The organism is Paramylibacter ulvae, assembly GCF_014652655.1.
Classification (GTDB): domain Bacteria; phylum Pseudomonadota; class Alphaproteobacteria; order Rhodobacterales; family Rhodobacteraceae; genus Amylibacter; species Amylibacter ulvae.
The window spans coordinates 581,373-602,622 of the sequence record NZ_BMZF01000001.1 but is presented as its reverse complement, the minus strand read 5'-3'; the positions used below and the strand labels follow the sequence as shown (position 1 = coordinate 602,622).

Annotated in this window: 19 protein-coding genes; 16 read left to right on the top strand and 3 right to left on the bottom strand. The window is 49.0% G+C overall.

Annotated elements, in window-relative coordinates; translation table 11 throughout:
* The first annotated feature begins 21 nt into the window (after positions 1-21).
* The gene (locus IE094_RS02955) at positions 22-738 is read left to right on the top strand and encodes a ribonuclease activity regulator RraA (protein WP_189639064.1); all 717 of its coding nucleotides are present in this window, start codon (positions 22-24) and stop codon (positions 736-738) included.
* A gap of 8 nt (positions 739-746) precedes the next feature.
* Positions 747-1,457 (top strand): FadR/GntR family transcriptional regulator, encoded by a 711-nt coding sequence (locus IE094_RS02950; protein ID WP_189639063.1) that lies wholly within the window; start codon positions 747-749, stop codon positions 1,455-1,457.
* Positions 1,458-1,473: 16 nt separating this feature from the next.
* On the opposite strand, the gene IE094_RS02945 is transcribed toward IE094_RS02950, so the two are convergent.
* Positions 1,474-1,821: a cupin domain-containing protein gene (locus IE094_RS02945; RefSeq protein ID WP_189639062.1), complete on the bottom strand. Its 348-nt coding sequence runs from the start codon at positions 1,819-1,821 to the stop codon at positions 1,474-1,476.
* A gap of 139 nt (positions 1,822-1,960) precedes the next feature.
* Here IE094_RS02945 and IE094_RS02940 point away from each other — a divergent pair, with 139 nt between their 5' ends.
* The 3 genes from IE094_RS02940 to IE094_RS02930 all read left to right on the top strand — a co-directional run bounded on the left by IE094_RS02940 (position 1,961) and on the right by IE094_RS02930 (position 5,688).
* A complete protein-coding gene (locus IE094_RS02940; RefSeq protein ID WP_189639061.1) occupies positions 1,961-2,887 on the top strand; it encodes a sugar kinase in 927 nt (308 codons plus the stop codon).
* A gap of 438 nt (positions 2,888-3,325) precedes the next feature.
* On the top strand, positions 3,326-4,075 hold the full coding sequence (locus tag IE094_RS02935; protein WP_229801977.1) for an SDR family NAD(P)-dependent oxidoreductase: 750 nt from the start codon (positions 3,326-3,328) through the stop codon (positions 4,073-4,075).
* Positions 4,076-4,179: 104 nt separating this feature from the next.
* Positions 4,180-5,688, top strand: coding sequence for an aldehyde dehydrogenase (NADP(+)) (locus IE094_RS02930; RefSeq protein WP_189639060.1), 1,509 nt, complete (start codon positions 4,180-4,182; stop codon positions 5,686-5,688).
* Positions 5,689-6,217: 529 nt separating this feature from the next.
* Here the strand turns inward: IE094_RS02930 and IE094_RS02925 are convergent.
* Positions 6,218-7,414, bottom strand: a complete 1,197-nt coding sequence (locus IE094_RS02925; RefSeq protein WP_189639427.1) for an ROK family transcriptional regulator — start codon at positions 7,412-7,414, stop codon at positions 6,218-6,220.
* Positions 7,415-7,599: 185 nt separating this feature from the next.
* Here IE094_RS02925 and IE094_RS02920 point away from each other — a divergent pair, with 185 nt between their 5' ends.
* From IE094_RS02920 to IE094_RS02870, 11 genes are all read left to right on the top strand, one after another.
* Entirely contained in the window at positions 7,600-8,610 is a 1,011-nt protein-coding gene (locus IE094_RS02920) for a sugar ABC transporter substrate-binding protein (RefSeq protein ID WP_189639059.1), read from the top strand.
* Positions 8,611-8,727: 117 nt separating this feature from the next.
* Positions 8,728-9,810, top strand: a complete 1,083-nt coding sequence (locus tag IE094_RS02915) for an ABC transporter permease (protein WP_189639058.1) — start codon at positions 8,728-8,730, stop codon at positions 9,808-9,810.
* Positions 9,786-10,586 carry an ATP-binding cassette domain-containing protein gene (locus IE094_RS02910; protein WP_189639057.1) on the top strand — a complete coding sequence of 267 codons (801 nt, stop codon included), beginning with the start codon at positions 9,786-9,788 and terminating at the stop codon, positions 10,584-10,586. The genes IE094_RS02915 and IE094_RS02910 overlap by 25 nt, the downstream gene beginning before the upstream one ends.
* Positions 10,583-11,239 carry a nucleoside/nucleotide kinase family protein gene (locus IE094_RS02905; protein WP_189639056.1) on the top strand — a complete coding sequence of 219 codons (657 nt, stop codon included), beginning with the start codon at positions 10,583-10,585 and terminating at the stop codon, positions 11,237-11,239. The genes IE094_RS02910 and IE094_RS02905 overlap by 4 nt, the downstream gene beginning before the upstream one ends.
* A 386-nt stretch (positions 11,240-11,625) precedes the next feature.
* Entirely contained in the window at positions 11,626-13,083 is a 1,458-nt protein-coding gene (locus tag IE094_RS02900) for an FAD-binding oxidoreductase (protein WP_189639055.1), read from the top strand.
* Positions 13,084-13,137: 54 nt separating this feature from the next.
* Positions 13,138-14,109 (top strand): MBL fold metallo-hydrolase, encoded by a 972-nt coding sequence (locus tag IE094_RS02895; RefSeq protein ID WP_229801974.1) that lies wholly within the window; start codon positions 13,138-13,140, stop codon positions 14,107-14,109.
* A 33-nt stretch (positions 14,110-14,142) separates the two neighbouring features.
* Positions 14,143-15,090, top strand: coding sequence for a tripartite tricarboxylate transporter substrate-binding protein (locus IE094_RS02890; protein WP_189639054.1), 948 nt, complete (start codon positions 14,143-14,145; stop codon positions 15,088-15,090).
* A gap of 60 nt (positions 15,091-15,150) precedes the next feature.
* Positions 15,151-15,576, top strand: coding sequence for a tripartite tricarboxylate transporter TctB family protein (locus tag IE094_RS02885; RefSeq protein ID WP_189639053.1), 426 nt, complete (start codon positions 15,151-15,153; stop codon positions 15,574-15,576).
* 12 nt (positions 15,577-15,588) lie between these two features.
* The gene (locus tag IE094_RS02880; protein WP_189639052.1) at positions 15,589-17,091 is read left to right on the top strand and encodes a tripartite tricarboxylate transporter permease; all 1,503 of its coding nucleotides are present in this window, start codon (positions 15,589-15,591) and stop codon (positions 17,089-17,091) included.
* Positions 17,092-17,131: 40 nt separating this feature from the next.
* A complete protein-coding gene (locus tag IE094_RS02875) occupies positions 17,132-17,950 on the top strand; it encodes a universal stress protein (RefSeq protein WP_189639051.1) in 819 nt (272 codons plus the stop codon).
* A gap of 30 nt (positions 17,951-17,980) precedes the next feature.
* Positions 17,981-19,543, top strand: coding sequence for a sulfatase family protein (locus IE094_RS02870; protein WP_189639050.1), 1,563 nt, complete (start codon positions 17,981-17,983; stop codon positions 19,541-19,543).
* A 61-nt stretch (positions 19,544-19,604) separates the two neighbouring features.
* Here the strand turns inward: IE094_RS02870 and IE094_RS02865 are convergent, their stop codons facing one another.
* Positions 19,605-21,233, bottom strand: a complete 1,629-nt coding sequence (locus IE094_RS02865; protein ID WP_189639049.1) for a thiamine pyrophosphate-binding protein — start codon at positions 21,231-21,233, stop codon at positions 19,605-19,607.
* Positions 21,234-21,250 lie beyond the last annotated feature (17 nt).

Below are 21,250 nucleotides of genomic sequence, written 5' to 3'. Positions count from 1 at the left end.
CAATGTGCGAGGCATATCAAAATGACCAAATTAAAACCAGAAACCCATGAAAAACTAATGAATGTCAGTACGGCAACATTAACTACAGCGATGTTTAAACACGGATTCCATAACATCTTTGTCCAAGGACCACAGCGTTTGCGTGCTGGGAAAAACATGGTCGGTTTTGCATATACACTACGTTATATCCCATCACGCGAAGATCTGGATGGTTTGGAATCCTTTGCGGATCGTGAAAATCCACAGCGCAAGGGCGTTGAAGAATGCCCCGCAGGCGCTGTTTTTGTAATTGATTCACGTGAAGACGCCACAGCGGCATCTGCTGGTTGCATCCTTGCGACACGTCTAATGACGCTTGGCTGTGTTGGCATCGTAACTGATGGCGGGTTTCGCGATACACCTGAAATTACCGAGTTGGACATGCCTGCGTATCATACACGCCCAAGTGCGCCGACCAATTTGACCAAACACCATGCCGTTGCGGTAAATGATCCAATCGCGTGTGGTGGTGTGTCTGTTTTCCCAGGCGATATCATGGTTGGTGATAACGAAGGTGTTGTCTGTATTCCTGCACATATGGTAGACGCCATCGCGGACGAAGCCATAGAGATGACAGTGTTCGAAGATTTTGTCATGGAAATGGTACAAAAAGGCGCATCAACGTTCGGTTTGTATCCACCAACTGACCCAGCTACGAAGGACAAGTTTAGCACGTGGAGAAATCAACAAGGCCGATGAAAACACCAATGCCACGTACAGTTGCAGCAGAAAAACCAGTTCGTGACCGCACACTGTCCGATAGCGTGTACGAGCGTATTTTGGCAATGATCGTCAGCGGGGAGTTCCCCGTTGGCGACAAGCTGCCAACAGAACATGCATTGTGTAGCCAACTTGAAGTGTCGCGCCCCGTATTGCGCCAAGCATTGACACAATTACGCGACGACGGGGTGATCGTATCGCGCCAAGGATCAGGATCATTTGTACAACAACGACCAGAGGTCGCAGTGCTGGATTTCGCACCAATTGGTTCCATCGCGGATATTCAACGTACATTTGAATTTCGCGCAGGGATCGAGGGCGAAGCCGCGTATTTGGCCGCACAGCGACGCACGGAAAACGATGTAAAACGGTTGTACAACGCGCTGGTCGAATTGGATCGCTGTGTCAAAGAGGGCGAGCTTGGCGTGAACGCAGACGAGGCATTTCATTCCGCCGTTTGCGCGGCATCCGACAACCAATATTTTTTGGCCGCGCGTAATTCCATTAAAACCAATATTTTAACGGGTATGAATTTGACACGTAATCTGTCGTTGACCAAACCCCAAGAGCGTTTGGAATTGGTGCAACAAGAGCATTACAAAATCTATCATGCGATTGAAAAGCGCGACCAAGACGGCGCGCGCGATGCGATGCGGGCACATGTTGAAAACGCCCGCAAACGTGTTTTTGAAGGATAGTTAATTTATACCAACATCAATCCAGCGGGATGTTATGTGCTTCCAAAAAATCATCGCGGCGTGGTGTGAATGAATCCAGCAAAACGCCTGCCTCTAGACAAACGCATGAATGAACCGCATTTGATGGGATCAGCATGCCATCACCGGGCCCCAATATTTTGGTAACACCTGCGACGGTAAATTCGAATTTACCCGACGAGATATAGGTCGTTTGCGTATGGGGGTGATTATGCGGCAATCCTTCGCCGTCTTTTTTAAAGCGGAATTCAACCATCATCAGGTCTTTGTCATGGCAAAGAATGCGGCGTTGCGCACCTGGTCCTGATGTCATCCAGGCATCTGGTGTATCGGAATTTACAATCATAAGGCTCTCCCTGTAATTACAAATTTTTATATTTGTAATAATTTGTAATTACCAGTAAAGATAGAATTGCTGTACGTCAATCTTTGAATTGTGCAATGTATCCGCAAATCGCCAACAGGCAAAAGAAACTGGAATGGTCATGACGTCAATTTTGGGTATCGGTGAAGCAATGGTTGAATTGTCTCCAGCGGGGCAGGGAACCTTAACTCACGGGTTTGCTGGCGATGTTTTCAATACGCTTTGGTATGCGCGCGCTTTGACGCCAACCGATTGGGATGTATCATTCTATTCGGGGTTTGGCGGTGATGTGATGGGTGCAAAGATGCGCCAATTCATTGCTGATGCTGGAATCGATTGTCAGAATGCACCGACAATCGATGAATGCCCAACGGGGCTTTATATGATCCATCTTGATGGCGCTGAACGCAGTTTTAGCTATTGGCGTGATACATCTGGCGCACGCCAAATGATGCGCACCCCTAACTTGCTCTGGCAACAGGTTGCGAATGCCGATCTGGTTTACCTTTCTGGCATTACGCTTGCGATATTACAGGGCACGGATGCGGAAATGTTATTGGATAATCTGCGTAGTCATATGAAGCCAGACGCACAAATTGCATTCGATCCCAACATTCGTCCGCGTCTGTGGCAAGATGAAGATCGCATGAAACGCGTTATTTCACGCGCTGGCGGCATTGCGGATATCGTATTGCCCAGCTTTGATGACGAAGCAGCCTGTTTTGGTGATGAAACACCAGACGACTGTGCTGATCGATATTTACGGTCGGGGGCAAAGCTGGTGATTGTTAAAAACGGTGAATTGCCAACCTTGATCGCAAAAGGACAAGATCGCGAAACGCGCGATGTTCCGCGCTACACTGGGGTGGTTGATACCACGGCCGCAGGGGATTCATTTAATGGCGCATTTTTGGCACGCCATATGGCCGGTGCAAAACCAATTGATGCCGTGCAGGCAGGGCAAATTTGTGCAGGGCGTGTTGTGTGCACCAAGGGTGCGCTTGCGCCATTTGCAACCGTGCAACAGGAATTCGTATCCCCAGACTAATTATTGCCTGCTGTTACAACCTGAACCCAATAACGCATATAGTTATGCACGGCCCAATCATAAACGCTGTGCTAATTATTTGATTTAGATCAATTTAATTTGGCTTTTACTTGGATTTAATATTTGTAAATATTTGTATTGTCACGTTGTAAATTTTGGTATAATAATTGCGATATCGACCCGCATGGAGGATGCAATGTTTGATTTGGAGGAGTGGGAAAGCCAACAAAAATTCGTAGAATTTTTCAAGATTTTGCCCCGCGTAACCAATCATGAATGCAATAGCTGATGCACAGAAATGGTGTAAAACAACGTTTCCTCTGTCTGTGCTTCTGAACACCGGTTTTCGAGGTCAAAAACATGTCGATCATCCAGCGCAGATGAGGCATTCGATACTCATTCAAGGCAACCTAGACGTTGCCAAAATCAAAGGAAGAGATGATGAATTTCAAAGGTAAAACAGCGATTGTTACTGGTGGTGGCCGCGATATTGGTCGTGCCGCAGTGATGGAACTGGCAGCGCAGGGCGCAAATGTTGCAATCAACTATTTCGCAAGCGCAGATGGCGCTGACTCCGCTGTTGCAGAAATCAAGGCAGCAGGCGGCAACGCGTTTGCAATGCAAGGTGACATGACCAAGGAAGCGGACGTAAAAGCATTGGTTGCAAAAACCGTCGCTGAATATGGCCAAGTTGATACATTGATTCACGTCAGCGGTGGTTTGTTGAAACGCGTGACAATGAATGAAATGACCGTGGATCATTGGAATGCGGTAATGGATGTGAATTTAACATCATTTGTTTTGGCGGTACGCGAGGCATTGCCACATATGACAGATGGTTCGTCAATCGTTTCCATGGCATCACAAGCCGGGCGCGATGGCGGTGGACCAGGTGCATTGGCATATGGCGCGGCAAAGGGCGCGATGATGACCCTGACACGTGGTTTGGCCAAAGAACTGGGGCCAAAAACACGCGTGAATGCATTGTGTGCGGGTATGATTGATACAGATTTCCACAACATTTTCACAAAACCAGAAGTGCGCACACATGTTGCAAACATCACGCCATTGAAACGTGAAGGCACATCACAAGAGGTGGCCAAAGCATTGGTTTATCTTGCCTCTGATGATGCATCATTCATCACGGGTGCAAATATCGATATCAACGGCGGCATGTTGTTTTCATAAACAAGCATTGCTTGAAATCTATGACGATTTAGATCCTTCGCGGGTATTTTGCATCCGCGAGGGGAAAATTCAAAACACTACGACTTTTATCACAGGAAAACATCATGAGCTTAAATGGCAAGCATCTGGTAGCGGGAAAATGGATCGCTACAGACGAAAAATTTCAGTCAGAACCAGCACATGGTGACATCCATGATTTCAGCGTTGGCACGCCTGAATTGGTTGACCGAGCAGCGCAGGCTGGCGAAGAAGCATTTTGGACCTATGGTTATTCCACACGCCAAACCCGCGCCGGTTTTTTAAACGCAATTGCCGATGAGATTGAGGCGCGCGGCGACGAACTCACAACAATTGGTAGCCAAGAAACCGGCCTGCCAGAGGCACGATTGCAAGGTGAACGTGGGCGGACCACGGGTCAGCTACGCTTGTTTGCAACGCATATCCTGTCGGGCGATTATCTTGATCGCCGCTTTGATGGTGCATTGCCAGATCGCGCACCGCTTCCGCGCCCTGATATCCGTTTGATGCAACGCCCCATCGGGCCTGTTGCGGTGTTTGGCGCATCAAATTTCCCATTGGCATTTTCAACGGCTGGCGGCGATACCGCGGCGGCATTGGCCGCAGGTTGTCCCGTTGTGGTCAAGGGCCATTCAGCCCATCCAGGGACGGGTGAAATCGTGGCACAGGCCATTGATGCCGCTATCAAGAAAACCGGTGTTCATCCCGGTGTGTTTAGCCTGATCCAAGGGGGCACACGCGAGGTCGGGGCATCATTGGTGAAACATCCATTGATAAAAGCGGTTGGTTTCACAGGGTCGCTGGGCGGTGGTCGCGCACTGTTTGATCTGTGTGCGCAACGCGATGAACCCATTCCATTCTTTGGCGAGTTGGGATCGGTCAACCCGATGTTTATGTTGCCTGAAAAAATGAAATCCAGTGCCCAAGACTTGGGTAACGGTTGGGCGGCATCCCTGACCATGGGGGCAGGGCAGTTCTGCACAAATCCTGGTATCGCCGTGGTTATCGAAGGATCGGATGGCGAAAAATTTGCCAAGGCGGCAACCGCTGCATTAACAGAATCCGCACCACAAGTGATGTTAACCGATGGCATCGCCAAGGCATATCGCGACGGTAGCGAACGTGTGGCAGCCGGCACAGGTGTGCAAGCCTTGCTGACATCCACATGTGACCAACGCAATGCCAGCCCCTATTTGTTCCAAGTCACGGGGGCAGATTGGCTTGCCGATCATAATCTAAGCGAAGAGGTGTTCGGGCCACTTGGATTGATTGTGACGGTTAAGAATGCAACGGAAATGGCCGCGATTGCAAAATCATTACAAGGCCAGTTGACCTGTACTATTCACATGAATGATGACGACGCCGATCAAGCGCGCGCACTTTTGCCGATTTTGGAACGCAAGGCGGGGCGTATCTTGGTGAACGGTTTCCCAACGGGCGTCGAGGTTTGCGATGCAATGGTTCACGGAGGACCATATCCCGCGTCCACCAATTTTGGGGCGACATCGGTTGGCACAATGTCAATTCGCCGCTTTTTGCGCCCAGTCAGCTATCAAAATATTCCCACAAACGTGTTGCCAGACGATTTGGCATAATTAGTCTGTTTGATAAACTTGGCGCGATGCAACGGTGCGAACCGCAGATACAGCATCGTTGCCAAGTGGAATTAACAAAGCCAGAGTTGTTACACACATAATGGCAATAAAATGTTGCCCATACCCCAAGCGAGTTTACGGTTTGAACGACGGAATGGCGTAGTTGAACTGTGCAATATCTGAACTATGAGTTTAGTAAGAGGGACGAAAAATCTGATAAATGCAAAACATACGCGCCACCATCGAATTTCACGCCTTGGCCATGGTGCCCGACATCAATCAACGATGATAATTCCACCTGTTGTGTTGAACGAAATAAGAAAACAGGCAAGTCGTGAATAGTTGTTTGGCGCAGTGCAATGTATTGTTAAGCATACAGACCCCATAAATATTTTATGTTCGCTTAGGGCGGAAAATAGATATTCATATAGTTTCGATTGAAACGCGCAGAGGGGTGATGTTTTACGTCATCGAATTCAGCTTCGAGTGGATATTTGATGCACTGTTTTATGGGGTGAATGCGAACCCGCTACGCCGATAGACCGGCATTCGTATTGAGCAAAAACTGTCTAAAAATTGGACCCGTTGCAGCGCCAATCGCCCGCGCGTTTTCGCCAACGCTTCCAGGTTCAACATTTGGGGCAATCAAACCACGCACGTCTTGATTAACAATATAACGTTTGACGCGCGCTACGAGTTCATCGCGGACATCAGACGGGAAAGCGCCATCTATGATGATGGCTTCGAAATCGAGAACAGAACAGATCGATAGCGTGGCTTTGGACAGTTCCTGCGCGGTTTCACCAATCCAAGGTTCTACATAATTGGTAAGTGTCGACCAATCCTGCGGCTTATGCCACAGCACTGTTGGATCGACACCCGCTTCAACCAATCGCGCTTCGAGTAGATGTAGAGAGGCTGTGTCTATTAATTGCTGGCTTTCCCCCAACGGCCCGGTGGTTCTCATCGAACCCAAAGCACCAGCATTGCCTTGATTGCCCTCAAATACGGTGCCGTTCAATACGACGCCACCACCAACAAAGGACCCGATATAAAAATACGCGTAATCGCGATATTTAATGCCGCGACCATATAGGTGTTCTGCGTGACAGGCCGCAGTTGCATCGTTCAAAACAAAAACAGGTAAATCGGTGAACGCCGATACCTCTGCGGCGAAATCGACGTCTCTCCATGATTTAAAACGGTTGGCGGCATCCCCGACCAGATCGTGCCATTTCCATAGTTCAAATGGGGTGCCAATACCAATGCCACAAATTCGACCGCGCTGTTTGGCGGTGCAATTATCCAGTATTTTGGCGAGACCAGATTTAAGAAACCCAAAGATCGCATCGGGTAGGGCATAGTCGTATGTCGTGTGAATTTGCTGTCGGACCTGTCCCGAAAAATCGATCAGGGTCAAATCGGCAGAGCGGCGACCGATTTTCAAGCCAATTGCAAACACACCTTCTGGGTTTAATTCCATCGGGATTGAGGGCTTTCCAACCTTGCCGCGCAGGGGGTCGCCACGCCGAAGGATGCCATCTTTTTCTAACTTGCGCAGGATGATTGAAGCTGTCTGTGGTGATAACCCAGAGCGGCGCGCGATGTCGGCGCCAGGCATCGGGCCACGGTGTTTAAGCATGGACAGAATCAAGCGTTCATTATGGTCGCGAACCCCACTTTGATTCACGCCACCTGTTATTTCCAAACCTTTTGTACCATCCATCATATCAAAATAAACTCTTACATGCGCCTTATAAATAAGGCAATCATAATTAATAAATAAACTTTATTTATATATTGACAGGGCGCGCGGAATAGAGTTTTTTAATATCCAACTTGCAAGAATTGTTTGCAGGCTCGGGTTCCGGGAGGCCCGTTCGATAAAACGTAGTTCATAGGGAGGACACCATGAAAAAACTATTTGCAACAACTGCAATCGCATTGGCCACAATGGGCACAACTGCATTCGCCGAAACAGGTGCGTGCCTAATCACAAAAACAGACACCAACCCTTTCTTTGTTAAAATGAAAGAGGGCGCATTAGAAGGTGCGGCAGCAAACGGCATTAATTTGTCTACTTTTGCGGGCAAATATGACGGTGATGTTGAAACACAAGTCGCCGCGGTGGAAACATGCATTGCATCCGGCGCTAAGGGTATTTTGATTACACCAACCGACAGCCGCGCATTGGCGCCTGTCGTAACACAAGCACGCGAAGCAGGGCTTTTGGTGATCGCATTGGATACAGCATTCGAACCCGCAGATACAGCAGATGCCACATTCGCCACAGATAACTTCAAAGCGGGTGTTTTGATTGGTCAATGGGCCAAGGCAAAAATGGGCGCAGATGCTGCAAACGCAAAAATCGCGTTGTTGGACCTGAACGCATCTGAAATCTCTGTTGATTACCAACGTGACAACGGTTTCTTGCAAGGCTTTGGTATCGACATCAAAGACCCTACAGACATCGGTGACGAGGATGATCCACGCATCGTCGGAAACGACGTAACGAATGGGTCGCCAGACGGTGGTCGCCAGGCGATGGAAAACCTGTTGCAAATTGATCCTGAAATCAATCTTGTTTACACGATCAACGAACCTGCGGCAGCTGGTGCATACGAAGCATTGAAAGCAGCGGGCAAAGAGGACGGCGTTTTGATCGTTTCTGTTGATGGTGGTTGCCCTGGTGTGAAAGACATTGCAGGCGGCGTGATCGGTGCCACTTCCATGCAATTCCCATTGCTGATGGCATCCAAAGGCATCGAGGCGATTAGCGCATTCGCAGCCGATGGTACGAAGCCTCAGAACTCTGAAGGTTTGGATTTCTTCAACACAGGGGTTGAATTAATCACAGACGCGCCTGTCGATGGCGTTCCTTCTTTGACCTCTGAAGAAGGTCTGAATAAGTGTTGGGGGTAACCTCCATCTCCTAACGGTTGTCGTCGGTCGGGCACGCGTGCTCGGCCGAACAATCTTGGGCCAATCCTTTGACAGTTTAGCATAGTTCGAATTACCTTGCTAAGAGGAGAGATCAAAATGTCAGATGCAACAGATAAGGCCAGTGAAGGTCAAAGCTTTGAACAGAATTTGGACCAAAGCGCCAAAGAAGTGGCGCAGTTCAAAGTTAAAAACACAAGCTTGCTGAACCGTATTCAGCATCTACTTCACAACAATCCAACATTGGTACCCGTTATCGTGCTGGTCATCAGTTTGATCGCATTCGGTTTCATTGCAGGAAGCAAGTTTTTTTCCGCGTTTAATCTAAGCCTTATCCTTCAGCAAGTGTCGATCATCGGCATTCTTGCGGCGGCTCAATCATTGATTATTATCACTGCTGGTATCGATCTGTCGGTTGCGGCGATCATGGTGTTGATGTCCGTTGTCATGGGAAATCTAGCCGTGTTCATGGGCGTACCTTCTGGTCTCGCAATCCTAACGGGTATGGCCGGTGGTGTTGGTGCAGGTCTGATGAACGGTTGGTTTATCACCAAAATCAAGCTGCCACCGTTCATTACGACATTGGGCACGTGGTCGATTTTTTATGCACTGTTGCTTTGGTTGTCTGGCGCACAATCTATCCGTGGTCAGGACATCGATGCGAATGCGTCTTTCTTGAAGTTTTTCGGGCAGTCGTTCAACATCGGTGGGGCCCGCATAACATTCAGTGCCATCCTGATGGTGCTGGTCTTTGTTGTACTGTGGTACATGTTGAACAAAACGGCTTGGGGCCGCCACGTTTACGCGATTGGCGATGACAAAGAAGCGGCCGAAATGTCTGGCATTCGTACCGATCGTACATTGTTGTCGGTCTATGGTTTGGCTGGTTTGGTTTGCGCATTTGCGGGCTGGGCGTCAATCGGACGGGTTGGTTCGATCTCTCCGCAATCATTTTACGAGGGGAACTTGGACAGTATTACTGCCGTGGTTATCGGGGGCATCTCGCTCTTTGGTGGGCGTGGCTCGATCATGGGGGCGTTATTTGGCGCTCTGATTGTTGGTGTGTTCCGCTCGGGTCTTCGCCTGTCAGGTGTCGATGTATTGTGGCAAGTCTTTGCTATCGGTTGGCTCATTATCATCGCGGTCGCTATCGACCAATGGATCAGAAGGGTATCTGCGTAATGACTAATCCAGTTGTAAAAGCAAGCGGCATCGTGAAGCGCTATGGCCACGTCACCGCAATCGATCATTCCGATTTCGAACTATATCCCGGCGAGATTTTAGCAGTTATCGGCGACAACGGAGCGGGCAAATCCTCGATTGTAAAAGCGATCTGTGGGGCGACAATTCCGGATGAGGGTGAAATTCTGATCGAGGGAAAAAAGGTTAACTTTACCTCTCCGATTGATGCCCGCGATATGGGGATCGAGATCGTGTATCAGAACCTTGCGCTTTCGCCAGCGTTGTCTATTGCCGACAATATGTTTACTGGTCGCGAAATTCGCAAAGAGGGCTTCTTAGGGAAATTCCTGCGCATGTTGGACAAACCCGCGATGGAGACCTTTGCGCGTGAAAAATTGACCGAGCTAGGTTTGATGACGGTTCAGTCAATCAAGCAACCCGTTGAAACACTTTCTGGTGGTCAACGCCAAGGTGTCGCAGTTGCCCGTGCCGCCGCATTCGCGACGAAATTCATCATCATGGACGAGCCAACAGCCGCCCTTGGGGTGAAAGAAAGCCGCAAAGTGCTGGAGTTGATGAAAGATGTGAAGGCTCGGGGTATACCGATCATTCTGATCAGTCATAACATGCCGCATGTGTTTGAGGTTGCAGATCGCATTCATGTTCATCGTCTGGGCAAGCGTTTATGTACGATTGATCCAAAGGATTATACGATGTCGGATGCCGTCGCATTCATGACTGGCGCGAAAGAGCCGCCCGCAGAGATTACCGCTTGATCTCACCCGATAAAATTGCAGAGGCGTTGCTGGATCCTATTCTTGCTGCGCCCCGTAAATCATTAAGAAAACTGATTGCGATAGCCGGACCACCAGCATCTGGCAAATCGACAATTGCAGCCGCTCTTTCCCGATCATTGAATGATGGCGGGCACAAGGCTCAGGTTGTCCCGATGGATGGTTTTCACCTTGATAACACCGCATTGAAACAGCTAAATTTACTCGATCGTAAGGGCGCGCCCGAGACCTTCGATGCGACGCGGTTTCTCAACCTGGTCAAGGAACTCTCAATTGAAAAACGGGTTACTTATCCAATTTTTGATCGCGGCCAAGACAAAACTATCGTGCAAGGTGGGACGATAGAACCACATTGCGATATTGCTGTGTTGGAGGGTAATTATCTTCTACTTGATGCGCCAGTTTGGCGCGAGCTGATGGATTTTTTGGATTTTAGCATTTTCGTCGAAATACCAACTGATATTCTAAATCAGCGATTGATCGAGCGGTGGATTGCCCACGGCTACACATTAAGCGAAGCTAAAGTTCGCGCGGAAGCTAACGATCTAATAAACGCCAGACAAATTTTGGAAATGTCGAACAAATCCGACCTGACAATTCAGCCAGACGGTGACAGTATTTTTGTGTCACGATAGTATAAACACCTGCCCAAAAGTGGCTCATTTAAAGTGTATCCCATGGCGGGCGGTTTTCTCGTGCCCCAGATCCGTGAACGAATGTTTTTCAAAGGTGCCAAGTTCAAACAGATCTCCGATCTATGCGATAAATTTGCCCGTGATACGCGATTGGCGATGACCTCAATCGATTGATACGCGCACCGAACGAATACAACAGAGCGCCTTGATGTAACGCTATCTATCACCACAATCCGTAATAATCGTGTTTTGTTTATCAAAGCTTCACCCCAAAGTAACATGTTACATACTTCTTGACTTCTTTATCTGCCATGTTGCATGGTAGATTTGAGATTCCAAAAATCAATCGTGACGGCAACAAAACTTAACTCGGTGGAGGGCATGAATTGAACGAAGTCATTCTGAACGTTGACGTTTCACCGTTCGTCGATGCGCTTGCGGCGGTCGTTGGCGAAGCAAATGTTTTGACTCAACTTGATGATGTTGCTGCGTATGTCCAAGATTGGACATCAGCCTATCATTCATCTGCTCTTGCTGTTGTACGTCCCAAAACGACAAGCGAAGTTTCAAAGATTGTTGGACTGTGCAGTGCCGAAAATATCGCAATTGTTCCCCAAGGGGGGCGGACGGGTTTGTGTGGCGGCGGTGTTCCCATAAATGGGCAACCCTCTGTTGTTGTTTCGTTGACGCGAATGAATGCGGTTCGTTCCTTTGACGTCGCAGGCCGAACGGTGGTTGCCGAAGCAGGTACCGTGCTCGAAGCATTACATGCCGAAGCAGAAAATAACGATCTTATCTTTCCCTTGGTGTTTGGTGCAAAAGGAAGCTGTACCATTGGCGGGAACCTAGCGACAAATGCAGGTGGATCAAATGTTTTGCGGTACGGCAATGCGCGCGAATTATGCCTTGGGGTTGAGGCGGTTATGCCAGATGGAACCGTGATAAATACCATGACGGGACTTCGCAAAGACAACACGGGTTACGATTTAAAAGATCTTTTGATCGGGGCCGAAGGAACATTGGGGATTATCACTGCGGCGGTGTTCAAACTTTTCCCTATGCCGACCGCGCGATCGACTGCATTTTTGTCCGTTGGTGAATTGGATGACGCAATCACGGTGTTGAATCGTCTGCAAGACCACACGGGTGGTTGTGTTGAAGCATTCGAATTCATGCCAAAACCAGCCGTGGACGTTATTTGCAAAGTTTTCCCTGATATTCGCACCCCTTTAGATACGCCAGCAGAGAACGGAATTCTTGTCGAAGTCGCTTCTTCACGGCCCCATGATGCCAAAGTGATGGAAGATGGCAGCATCTGTCTGGAGCTGGAGGTTATGGAGTTATTGAGTGTATTGATGGAAGAGGGGGTTGTGCTGGATGCCATGCTTGCGCAATCAGAGCAACAGCGCGCGGATCTTTGGAAAATGCGCGAGTCAATTCTTGAGGCCATCACAGAGGCAGGCCCTGCATATCATTTGGATATTTCTCTCCCGCTTTCCCAGATTGCTTGCTTTGTCGGCGAAATGGATGCGAAGATGGCAAAACTCGGTTTTCAACCTTTGACTGTCGGGCATCTTGGGGATGGTAATTTACACTATGCGCTATCCGCTGCTGAAGGCCGCGATTGGGAAGAGTTGCCGCTAGATACCGCCAAAGAAATGGTTTTCACACTTTTGACGGAACTCAACGGATCGTTCAGTGCTGAACACGGAATTGGTCAGAGCAAGTTAGATGTGATGCGCAAGTTAAAAGAGGCGACTCAGATCGCCGTGATGCGGCAAATTAAAACAGTGTTGGATCCAAAAAACATTATGAACCCAGGTAAGTTAATACCCACGGAGTGACAGAAAACATACCGATTGAGGACGCGATACGAGGGTATTTTGAGAGGAGAGGATATGGAAATTACTTTGAAGGTGATAAGGAATGTCGCCCATGCATCCGCGTTGATCGCCATGAGCATGACAGGAACTGCGTCTGCCAAATCGTTATTTGACGGTTGTCCTTCGGGTCCGATCCTGCAGCGCTTTGCTGAATTTGGTAAAACTGGTAAAATGCCCGCAGATTTGGGGAAATGGCTCAACACACCTGCTGATCAAAATGTTGAACCGTGGAAACCGTTCGACAATGTTGACTATGTTGGCGCTTGTTGGGTTTCGGCGTGGTTGGTGCATACCGATGATGGTGTGGTGTTAATTGATACGCTTTATGGGCCGTTTCGAAAAATGATCGTTGAAAAGATCAAGCAAACAGGCACTGATCTGGCCGATATAAAATATGTTTTGATGACCCACGGGCATTTTGATCATGTTGGCGGCGCGATTTCATTGAAACCGTTGTTGCCCAACGCGACATTTGTGATGACACAAAAAGGCTGGGATGAAGCAGCGGCTTCTTCGGCCAAATCGCAAGGCAGTCCGCGCGCTTGGGATATGATTGCACCTGAAATGATTGTATCCGATGGCGACGAGATTACAGTTGGTAATAACACATTTTCTGTGATCGAGACCCCGGGTCATACATGGGGAACAGCCTCTTATACTTACGATGTTCATGATAATGATCAAACTTATCGTGCCATTACCATTGGCGGTCTTGGTCTCAATGCAATCGAAGGCGCCAGTCAGGTTGAGGCATATATAGAAAGCGTCGATCGTGTGCGTCAGATGATCGAAGCGCACGATAATCCTGTAGAGGTACACTTAACCACGCATGGATTTTCAGCGGGTTTGGACGAAAACCGCTTAAAACTCGCCGCGCGCCAAGATGGCGAGCCGAATATTTTTGTCGATTCAACCGCAATTCTTAACCAAGTCGCTGGGCTTCGCGATGGGGCGGTTAAGCGTCTGGCACTTGAAAAATTAAAGTAAACGAAAGCAAAATTTCATAGGGAGGAAACCAAAATGAAACTTAAATCTAAACTACTTGCGCTCGCGGCCACCGCTGCAATGGCAATTACAGCGCCGGCATTTGCCCAAGACTGGGCACCTGATGGGCCGCTGAAGATCCAAATCGGCTTTGGTGCTGGTGGCTCTACAGATACGATGGGCCGCGTTCTTGGTAAAGTGATTAAGGATAACACGGGTTGGAATGTTGTTGTTGAAAACAAGCCGGGTGGGGGTGGCGTTGCGATGTTCACGTCGCTGTCGCAAATGCCTGCGAATGGAACAACTGTTGGTATGGGAGTAAGTATTCCTGTGCTGGTTCAGCTTGTGCAGCGTGGTGATCAATTGCCGTTTGACCAAGATAGTTTTGATTATCTTGGCACAATCGCAAAGGCAGAGCTAGCGTTGGTCGCTGGCAAAGATGCCCCGTTTGACGATTTGGAGGGGATGATCGCCTATGCCAAGGAACAAGGGCAATTGCCAGTTGCGACAATGGCACCGCCACAGGTTTTGATGATGAAATCAACTTCCAAACAGACAGGTGCTGATTTTAATTTGGTGACAGCAGATGGCGGCGCAGAGGTGATGAAGCTGATCCTCGGCGGACAGGTTCTTGCCGGTTTTGGATCTGGTGAGCATTTCCCCTATCTTGAGTCAGGCGATATGAAGGTTATTGCTGGTGCTAATCAGGAACGCTTGACTTATGCACCTGATGTGAAAACATTTGTGGATAACGGTCTTGGCGTATTTGTTGATCCAGTGTTTTTCCTTGCGATGACCAAAGGCACGGACCCCGCCGCAGTTGCCGCAATCGCTGCTGCAATTGATGAAGCCGTCAAATCCGACGAAATTGCCGAAATCGTTCAAAATGCGGTAAAAGGTGCTCCGATCAATATGGGCCCTGAGGGCGCACATAAAATGATGACGGATGGTCTGGCGGCGGCACAGATCCTGTTCGCGGAATAAATAACAACTGCCCCGCAAGCGTGTTGACGGGGCAGTTTTCGCAAATGGTTGGAGGACGATATGGATTTAAGTGCTGATCGCGTTTCGGGCGCGTTTTTCCTGTTTTTCGGGCTAACGATGTATTTTTTTGTTATTCCCAACTTTGTTGAATCTGTTGACGAGGGTAATATTGCGCCAGCGACAATGCCTAATCTCATTTCAATGGTCCTCGCGCTTTGTGGTGCAATATTGATGTTAAAGCCCACGGATTTTGAAGTGCGAAATCCAAGTCTTATTGCAAAAACATTCCTCTACGTTGCTTTGTTGGCTGCTGGCATATATGCGATGTCGCTGTTTGGGTTTGAATATGTCGCGCCCGTTCTGGCCTTTGCCATTATGTGGTTGATTGGCGAACGTCGTCCCCATTGGTTGGTTTTAGGTGTTGTCGGAATGCCGTTGATCATTTGGTTTCTTGTCACCCATGTGCTCGGCCGCGCATTACCATAAAGGACCAAGATCATGGTAGATTTTCAAACAATTCTCGCAGGTTTCGGAGACGCTTTTTCGCTGTATAACTTGGCTTTCGTCTTATTTGGTGTGGTTTTGGGACAATTTGTTGGTGCCGTTCCGGGCATTGGCCCGATCATGGCAATGGCAATTGCGATACCATTTACCTTTGGTCTTGATCCGTTGCCTGCGATTGCCTTTCTTGTTGGCGTGAACAAAGGCGGACTGGTCGGGGGGGCGGTCCCCGCAGTTTTGATGAACACCCCAGGCACACCTGATGCAGCGGCCACCGCGATGGATGGTTATCCGTTGGCAAAGCAGGGTAAACCATTGAAAGCCACCAAAATGGCGCTGTTTTCGTCGGTGACTGGTGACACGTTCAGCGACATTGTTTTGATCACTGTCTCTGCGCCATTGGCGGTACTAGCCTTAAAAATGGGGCCCATCGAAATCGTTGCTCTAATGATCTTTGCCTTTTCTGTTCTTGCAGGTTTGATTGGCAACTCTTTGACCAAGGGGATCATTGCGGCGATGCTGGGTTTGCTGGCTGCATCAATCGGACAAGATCCCGAGAATTTCACGCCGCGCTTAATCTTTGGTTATTGGGATCTGTTTAATGGGCTCGCTTTACCTTCCGTTGCGATTGGCATGTTGGCCATTTCTGAAATTCTACATCGCATGTCCGAGGCGCACGGCAACATGCGGCCGGCCATCATCGCCAAAGAAACAGGAAACCCTGATGATCAGCGAGTCACATGGGCTGAATATTGGTCGTGCCGTTATACGATGCTGCGCGGTGCGATAATCGGCACTATTTTGGGCGCGCTTCCTGGTATCGGTTCAACCGCCGCTGCCTTTATGTCTTATGCGATGACGAAAGCATCCTCCAAAGATCCAAGCAGTTTTGGCAAAGGAAATATTCATGGGATCGCCGCATCGGAATCTGCCAACTCTGCTGTTGTTGGGTCCAATCTTATTCCGCTACTGACATTGGGCATTCCCGGCAGTGTTGGTGCGGCATTGATTATCAGTGCCTTTATGATCCACGGAATGCAGCCGGGCCCACTTTTGTTCGAAAATCAGGGGCGGTTGGTCTATGGTTTGTTTGGTGCAATGATCATGGCAAATTTCGTAAACCTTTGGGTTGGGCAACTTGGCTTGCGTCTGTGGGTCAAGGTCGTTTCTGCACCTGAATCGATCATATTTTCGTCGGCACTTTTGCTCTGTTTCGTGGGGGTTGCTATGGCGACCAGCGGCCTGTTCGGTGTTTCAATCATGCTGATTTTTGCGGTGATCGGTTACTTGATGGCCAGCTTTGGATATTCACTGGTGATTTTCATCATTGCATTTTTCCTCGGCCCACGGTTTGAAAAATCCATCGCTCAGTCCTTGGCGCTAACCAATGGCGATCTTACTCAAATTCTTAGAAGCCCTGTTGCTGTCCTGCTTTTGGTTCTTTCGGTGATTTCGGTGGTCTGGTTTTTGCGCAAAGGCGCGCAAGAAGCCTCTGATTAGGGTCATCATAAACGGGAAACACATTTCAAAGGATCGTCCAATGTCGGTAAAATGCATATTAAGCGCCTATAGTGGCGATGCTTCACGGGGCAGTGGTTTGCGCTATGCGCTCCATTTAGCCCAACAACGAAATGCTTGGATTACGGGTGTTCTTGCGCATAGCCAGAGTGATCTTGAACGCACATTAAGAGGACGTGTTCCCAAACGGTATTTGGAAACTTTTTTTGAGGCGGAGAAAGGTAAAATTCAGGATGTCTCTCAAAGATTTCATGAAATTACCAAAGAGGCAGGTCTGGAACAGCGATCTGAATTCGTCGACCTCAGCGAAGAGAACGGCATATCGTTATCGGAATTTGCACGCTCTTTCGATCTGATTGTGACTGGCACGCATTCCTATACCGTTGACGAAGAACACATGTCTGCGAACCCAGATTTGATCGCGCTGCAAAGTGGTCGTCCAGTTTTGGTCGTACCCGATGGATATCACGCGGATCGTTTGGCGGAACATGCGCTTGTCGCTTGGGACGGTAAACGCTCGTCTGCGCGTGCGATTGGTGATGCCATGTCAACATTAGAGGAAAAGGCGAAAGTAACGGTTCTGACCGTTGGAACAAAGCGGATTGCCGGTACGGATGCTCTTCTTCGAAATTTGGAACGCCATGGAATTGAGGCTAATTTTATCCTCATGTCGAAGGGGGGCACAATTGCCAAAACAATATTGTCCGTCGCCGAGGAAATTTGTGCGAAACTTGTGGTGATGGGCGCGTTCGAGCATAGCAAGTTTAGCCAAGATGTGTTTGGCGGCGTTACCACGGATGTGATCAACAAAACGGATGTCCCCGTTTTGCTTTCCCATTGAAACAGCACTAAACGGTAAGGGAAATTCTCAATGACGAAACGTCCCAATTTTTTGTTCGTTATCACCGATCAGCATCGCGCCGATTGGCTCGGTTGTATGGGGCATCCGGTTGTAAAAACACCGAATATCGATGCGATCGCGGCCAAGGGTGCTGTGTTTGAAAATTTTCACGTCGCAGCGCCAATTTGTATGCCAAACAGGGCGTCATTGATGACGGGGCGTATGCCAAGCGTACACGGATTACGCCATAATGGTCTGGCGCTGAGCGAACGGGCGAATACCTTTGTGGATGTGCTGGCGACGGCAGGATATCAAACGGCCTCGATCGGCAAGAGTCATCTTCAACCGTTTCTTGATATGCCATCAGATCGAGCAGGGGAAACGGATGGCCGCCCGATACCAGAGGCATGGAAGCCCGACCATTCTGCTTACATCGAAGAACAGCCAGTCAATTATAGTGCGGCCAATTCTTATGAATTGAAATTGCCATATTACGGTTTTCAACAGGTCGATATGGTGACGGGGCATGGTGATCGTTGTGGCGGACATTATCAGCAATGGTTTCGTGAACATTGCCCGAATTGGCAGGAACTTTGTGATCCGGTAAATGAGATCGCACATGATTATACCTGCCCGCAGGCATATCGCACGCCCATTCCAGAAGAATTTTACCCGACGACATGGATCGCGGATAAGGCGATTGAATATTTGGGGAATACAGCAAAAAAGGCCGACCCGTTCTTTGCCTTTGTATCGTTTCCCGATCCGCATCACCCATTTAATCCACCTGGAAAATATTGGGATATGTACGCGCCTGAACAGTTCCAAGTTGATCTGCCCTATGAGGCGCATCAAAACCCATCGCCGCCGATGAAATATTTAAATGATCTTTGGGAAAAGGGGCAACAAGCCCCCAACAAACAGGTCGCGTTTCGCACCGAACCGCAACACATTCGCGAGGCAATGGCGCTTAGCGCTGGTATGATTACCATGATTGACGATCAGGTTGGCCGTATTGTTGCGGCGCTGGATGAAACTGGACAGGCAGATAACACGGTGATTGTATTCACCTCTGATCATGGTGATTACCTTGGCGATTTTGGTATGCTGCTAAAGGGGGCATTGCCAATGCGTTCTGTAACCCGTGTTCCGATGATCTGGTCAGAACCAAATGCGCAGGGCGGGCATCGTTCCTCGGCTTTGGCATCGACCATCGACATTCCCGCCACAATCCTTGATCGGGCAGGCCTGCTTGCGTTTAACGGTATGCAAGGGCGTAGCTTTCGACAATGCTTATCTTCTGATGCTGAACACCGTGATGATATCTACATTGAATATAATGACAGCGGTTCACGACTTGGCTTTAATCCGCCTGCGCGCGTGCGTTCGCTGTGCAATCACGACTGGCGCTTCACGACCTATGGTGTTGAAGACTGGGGTGAGTTGTATGATTTGAAAAACGATCCAAACGAAACCTGCAACCTGTGGGATGATCCCCGCTACGCCGAACAAAAATCCATTCTTTCATTGCGTTTGATCGCACAATTAACAGCGCATATGGATGAAAGCCCACTCGCAGAACGACTTGCGTAAACGGCGAGCACGGTAACATTTTAAACAGCAAGTCGCGGTTATGCACGACTTGCTGAGACCATTACATCCGCATGCGTGGAACGTTGTTTGCATCCAGTTTCAGTTCGACCATAATTGGGCCTTTGCGGTTTTTGATGGCTTCGATCGCTGTCTCCAGTTCATAAGGCGATGTCACTTCGACAGCTTGCCCGCCAAGAGATTGGGCGACTTTGGCAAAAGAGGGCCATTGGAATTCTGTCAATGCAGGGTCCATTTGTCGATCAATCATTTGAATGTGCTCCGCACCATACGCGGAATCGTTGCAGACAATCACAATCAAATCGCAGTTGGTTCGCACCGCCGTGTTAAATTCGTTCATACCACCCATCATGAAACCGCCGTCACCTGTAAACAGAACAACAGGACGGGTAGGGGCGCCGTGGGCTGCGCCAATCGCTTGTTGCATGCCTTGCCCAATGGCCGCGAAATTATCGCTCATGTGAAAACTTTTGGGGTCTGGCACATCCACGCGACACCAGACTTCGGTAATAAAACGTCCGCCATCGGTCAACATAATGCGATCTTTTGGCAATGTTTCATTCAAACGATCCAGCGCATATTCAAAATTAATGAACCCAGGTTTGGCCTTGTTTGGGTCGCCTTTGGGGTGTGTGGCGATATTATGCGCGGGGAGCTCGGTGGAAAATCCTGTTGGTTGAATTTCGGCTTCGTCCAGCCAATAAATTATATTGTCTGCTGTTTTTGCCGCGTCAGCAATCAGGACAGCATCGGGTTGATAGAATGTTCCGATGTCTGATGGATTGTTGTTCACTTGAATGACGCGCTTGCCTTTCAGCAATTCGCCACGATCTGTCGTCAAAAAATGCATCCATGCGCCAAATACGATAACGCAATCGGCGGCACCAATGACATCATATGCCTCTGCTGTACTCAGCGTGCCAAAATACCCAATGTTATTGGGGTGGCCCGCGAATAATCCGGTGCCTTTCAATGTGGTGGCGAGTGGTGCCTCCATCCGTTCAGACAGAGCGATCAAATTTTCCTTGGCTGCAACAGCGCCTGACCCCGCAAGAATTAGGGGACGTTTAGCAGAGGCAATCATGCCAATTGCCTCTTCGTGAACCGTGCCCTCGGTAATCACACCAGCAACACTTGGTCGGGGGAATACGACCGATTGATGTTCAACTTCGGCCCACATGAAATCTGACGGGATGTTCACAACAATTGGGCGGCGTTCTTTATGTGCCCGAAAAAACGCATTCGCGACATCGCGCGCGGCTGTTTGGGGTGATTGCACCTGTTCGAAACCAGCACCCGTAGCTTTGACAACTTCGCGCTGATCAATGTTTTGTGGGTGAAACGCAGCCGTGACAGGGGTATCACCACACAAGAGGATCATGGGACGACGTGCAACCACACCTTCGCGAAGTGCTGTAAAACAATTGGTCAGGCCAGGGCCTTGTGTCACTGTTGCAACGCCGATTTTACCAGCGCTCTGCGTGTAGGCGAGCGCCATCAAAACTGACCCGCCTTCGTGGGCTGCTGGAACAAGTTTTCCCCCGCATCCGTTCACAAAGTGGTTTGCCATGAAAAGATTTGCATCACCCACCAACCCAAACATGATATCAACACCATGATCGCGCACCGCCTGTGCGATTGATTGGTGCATATATTCTTTCTTATCTGACATTGTCGTTTCCTTGGAAT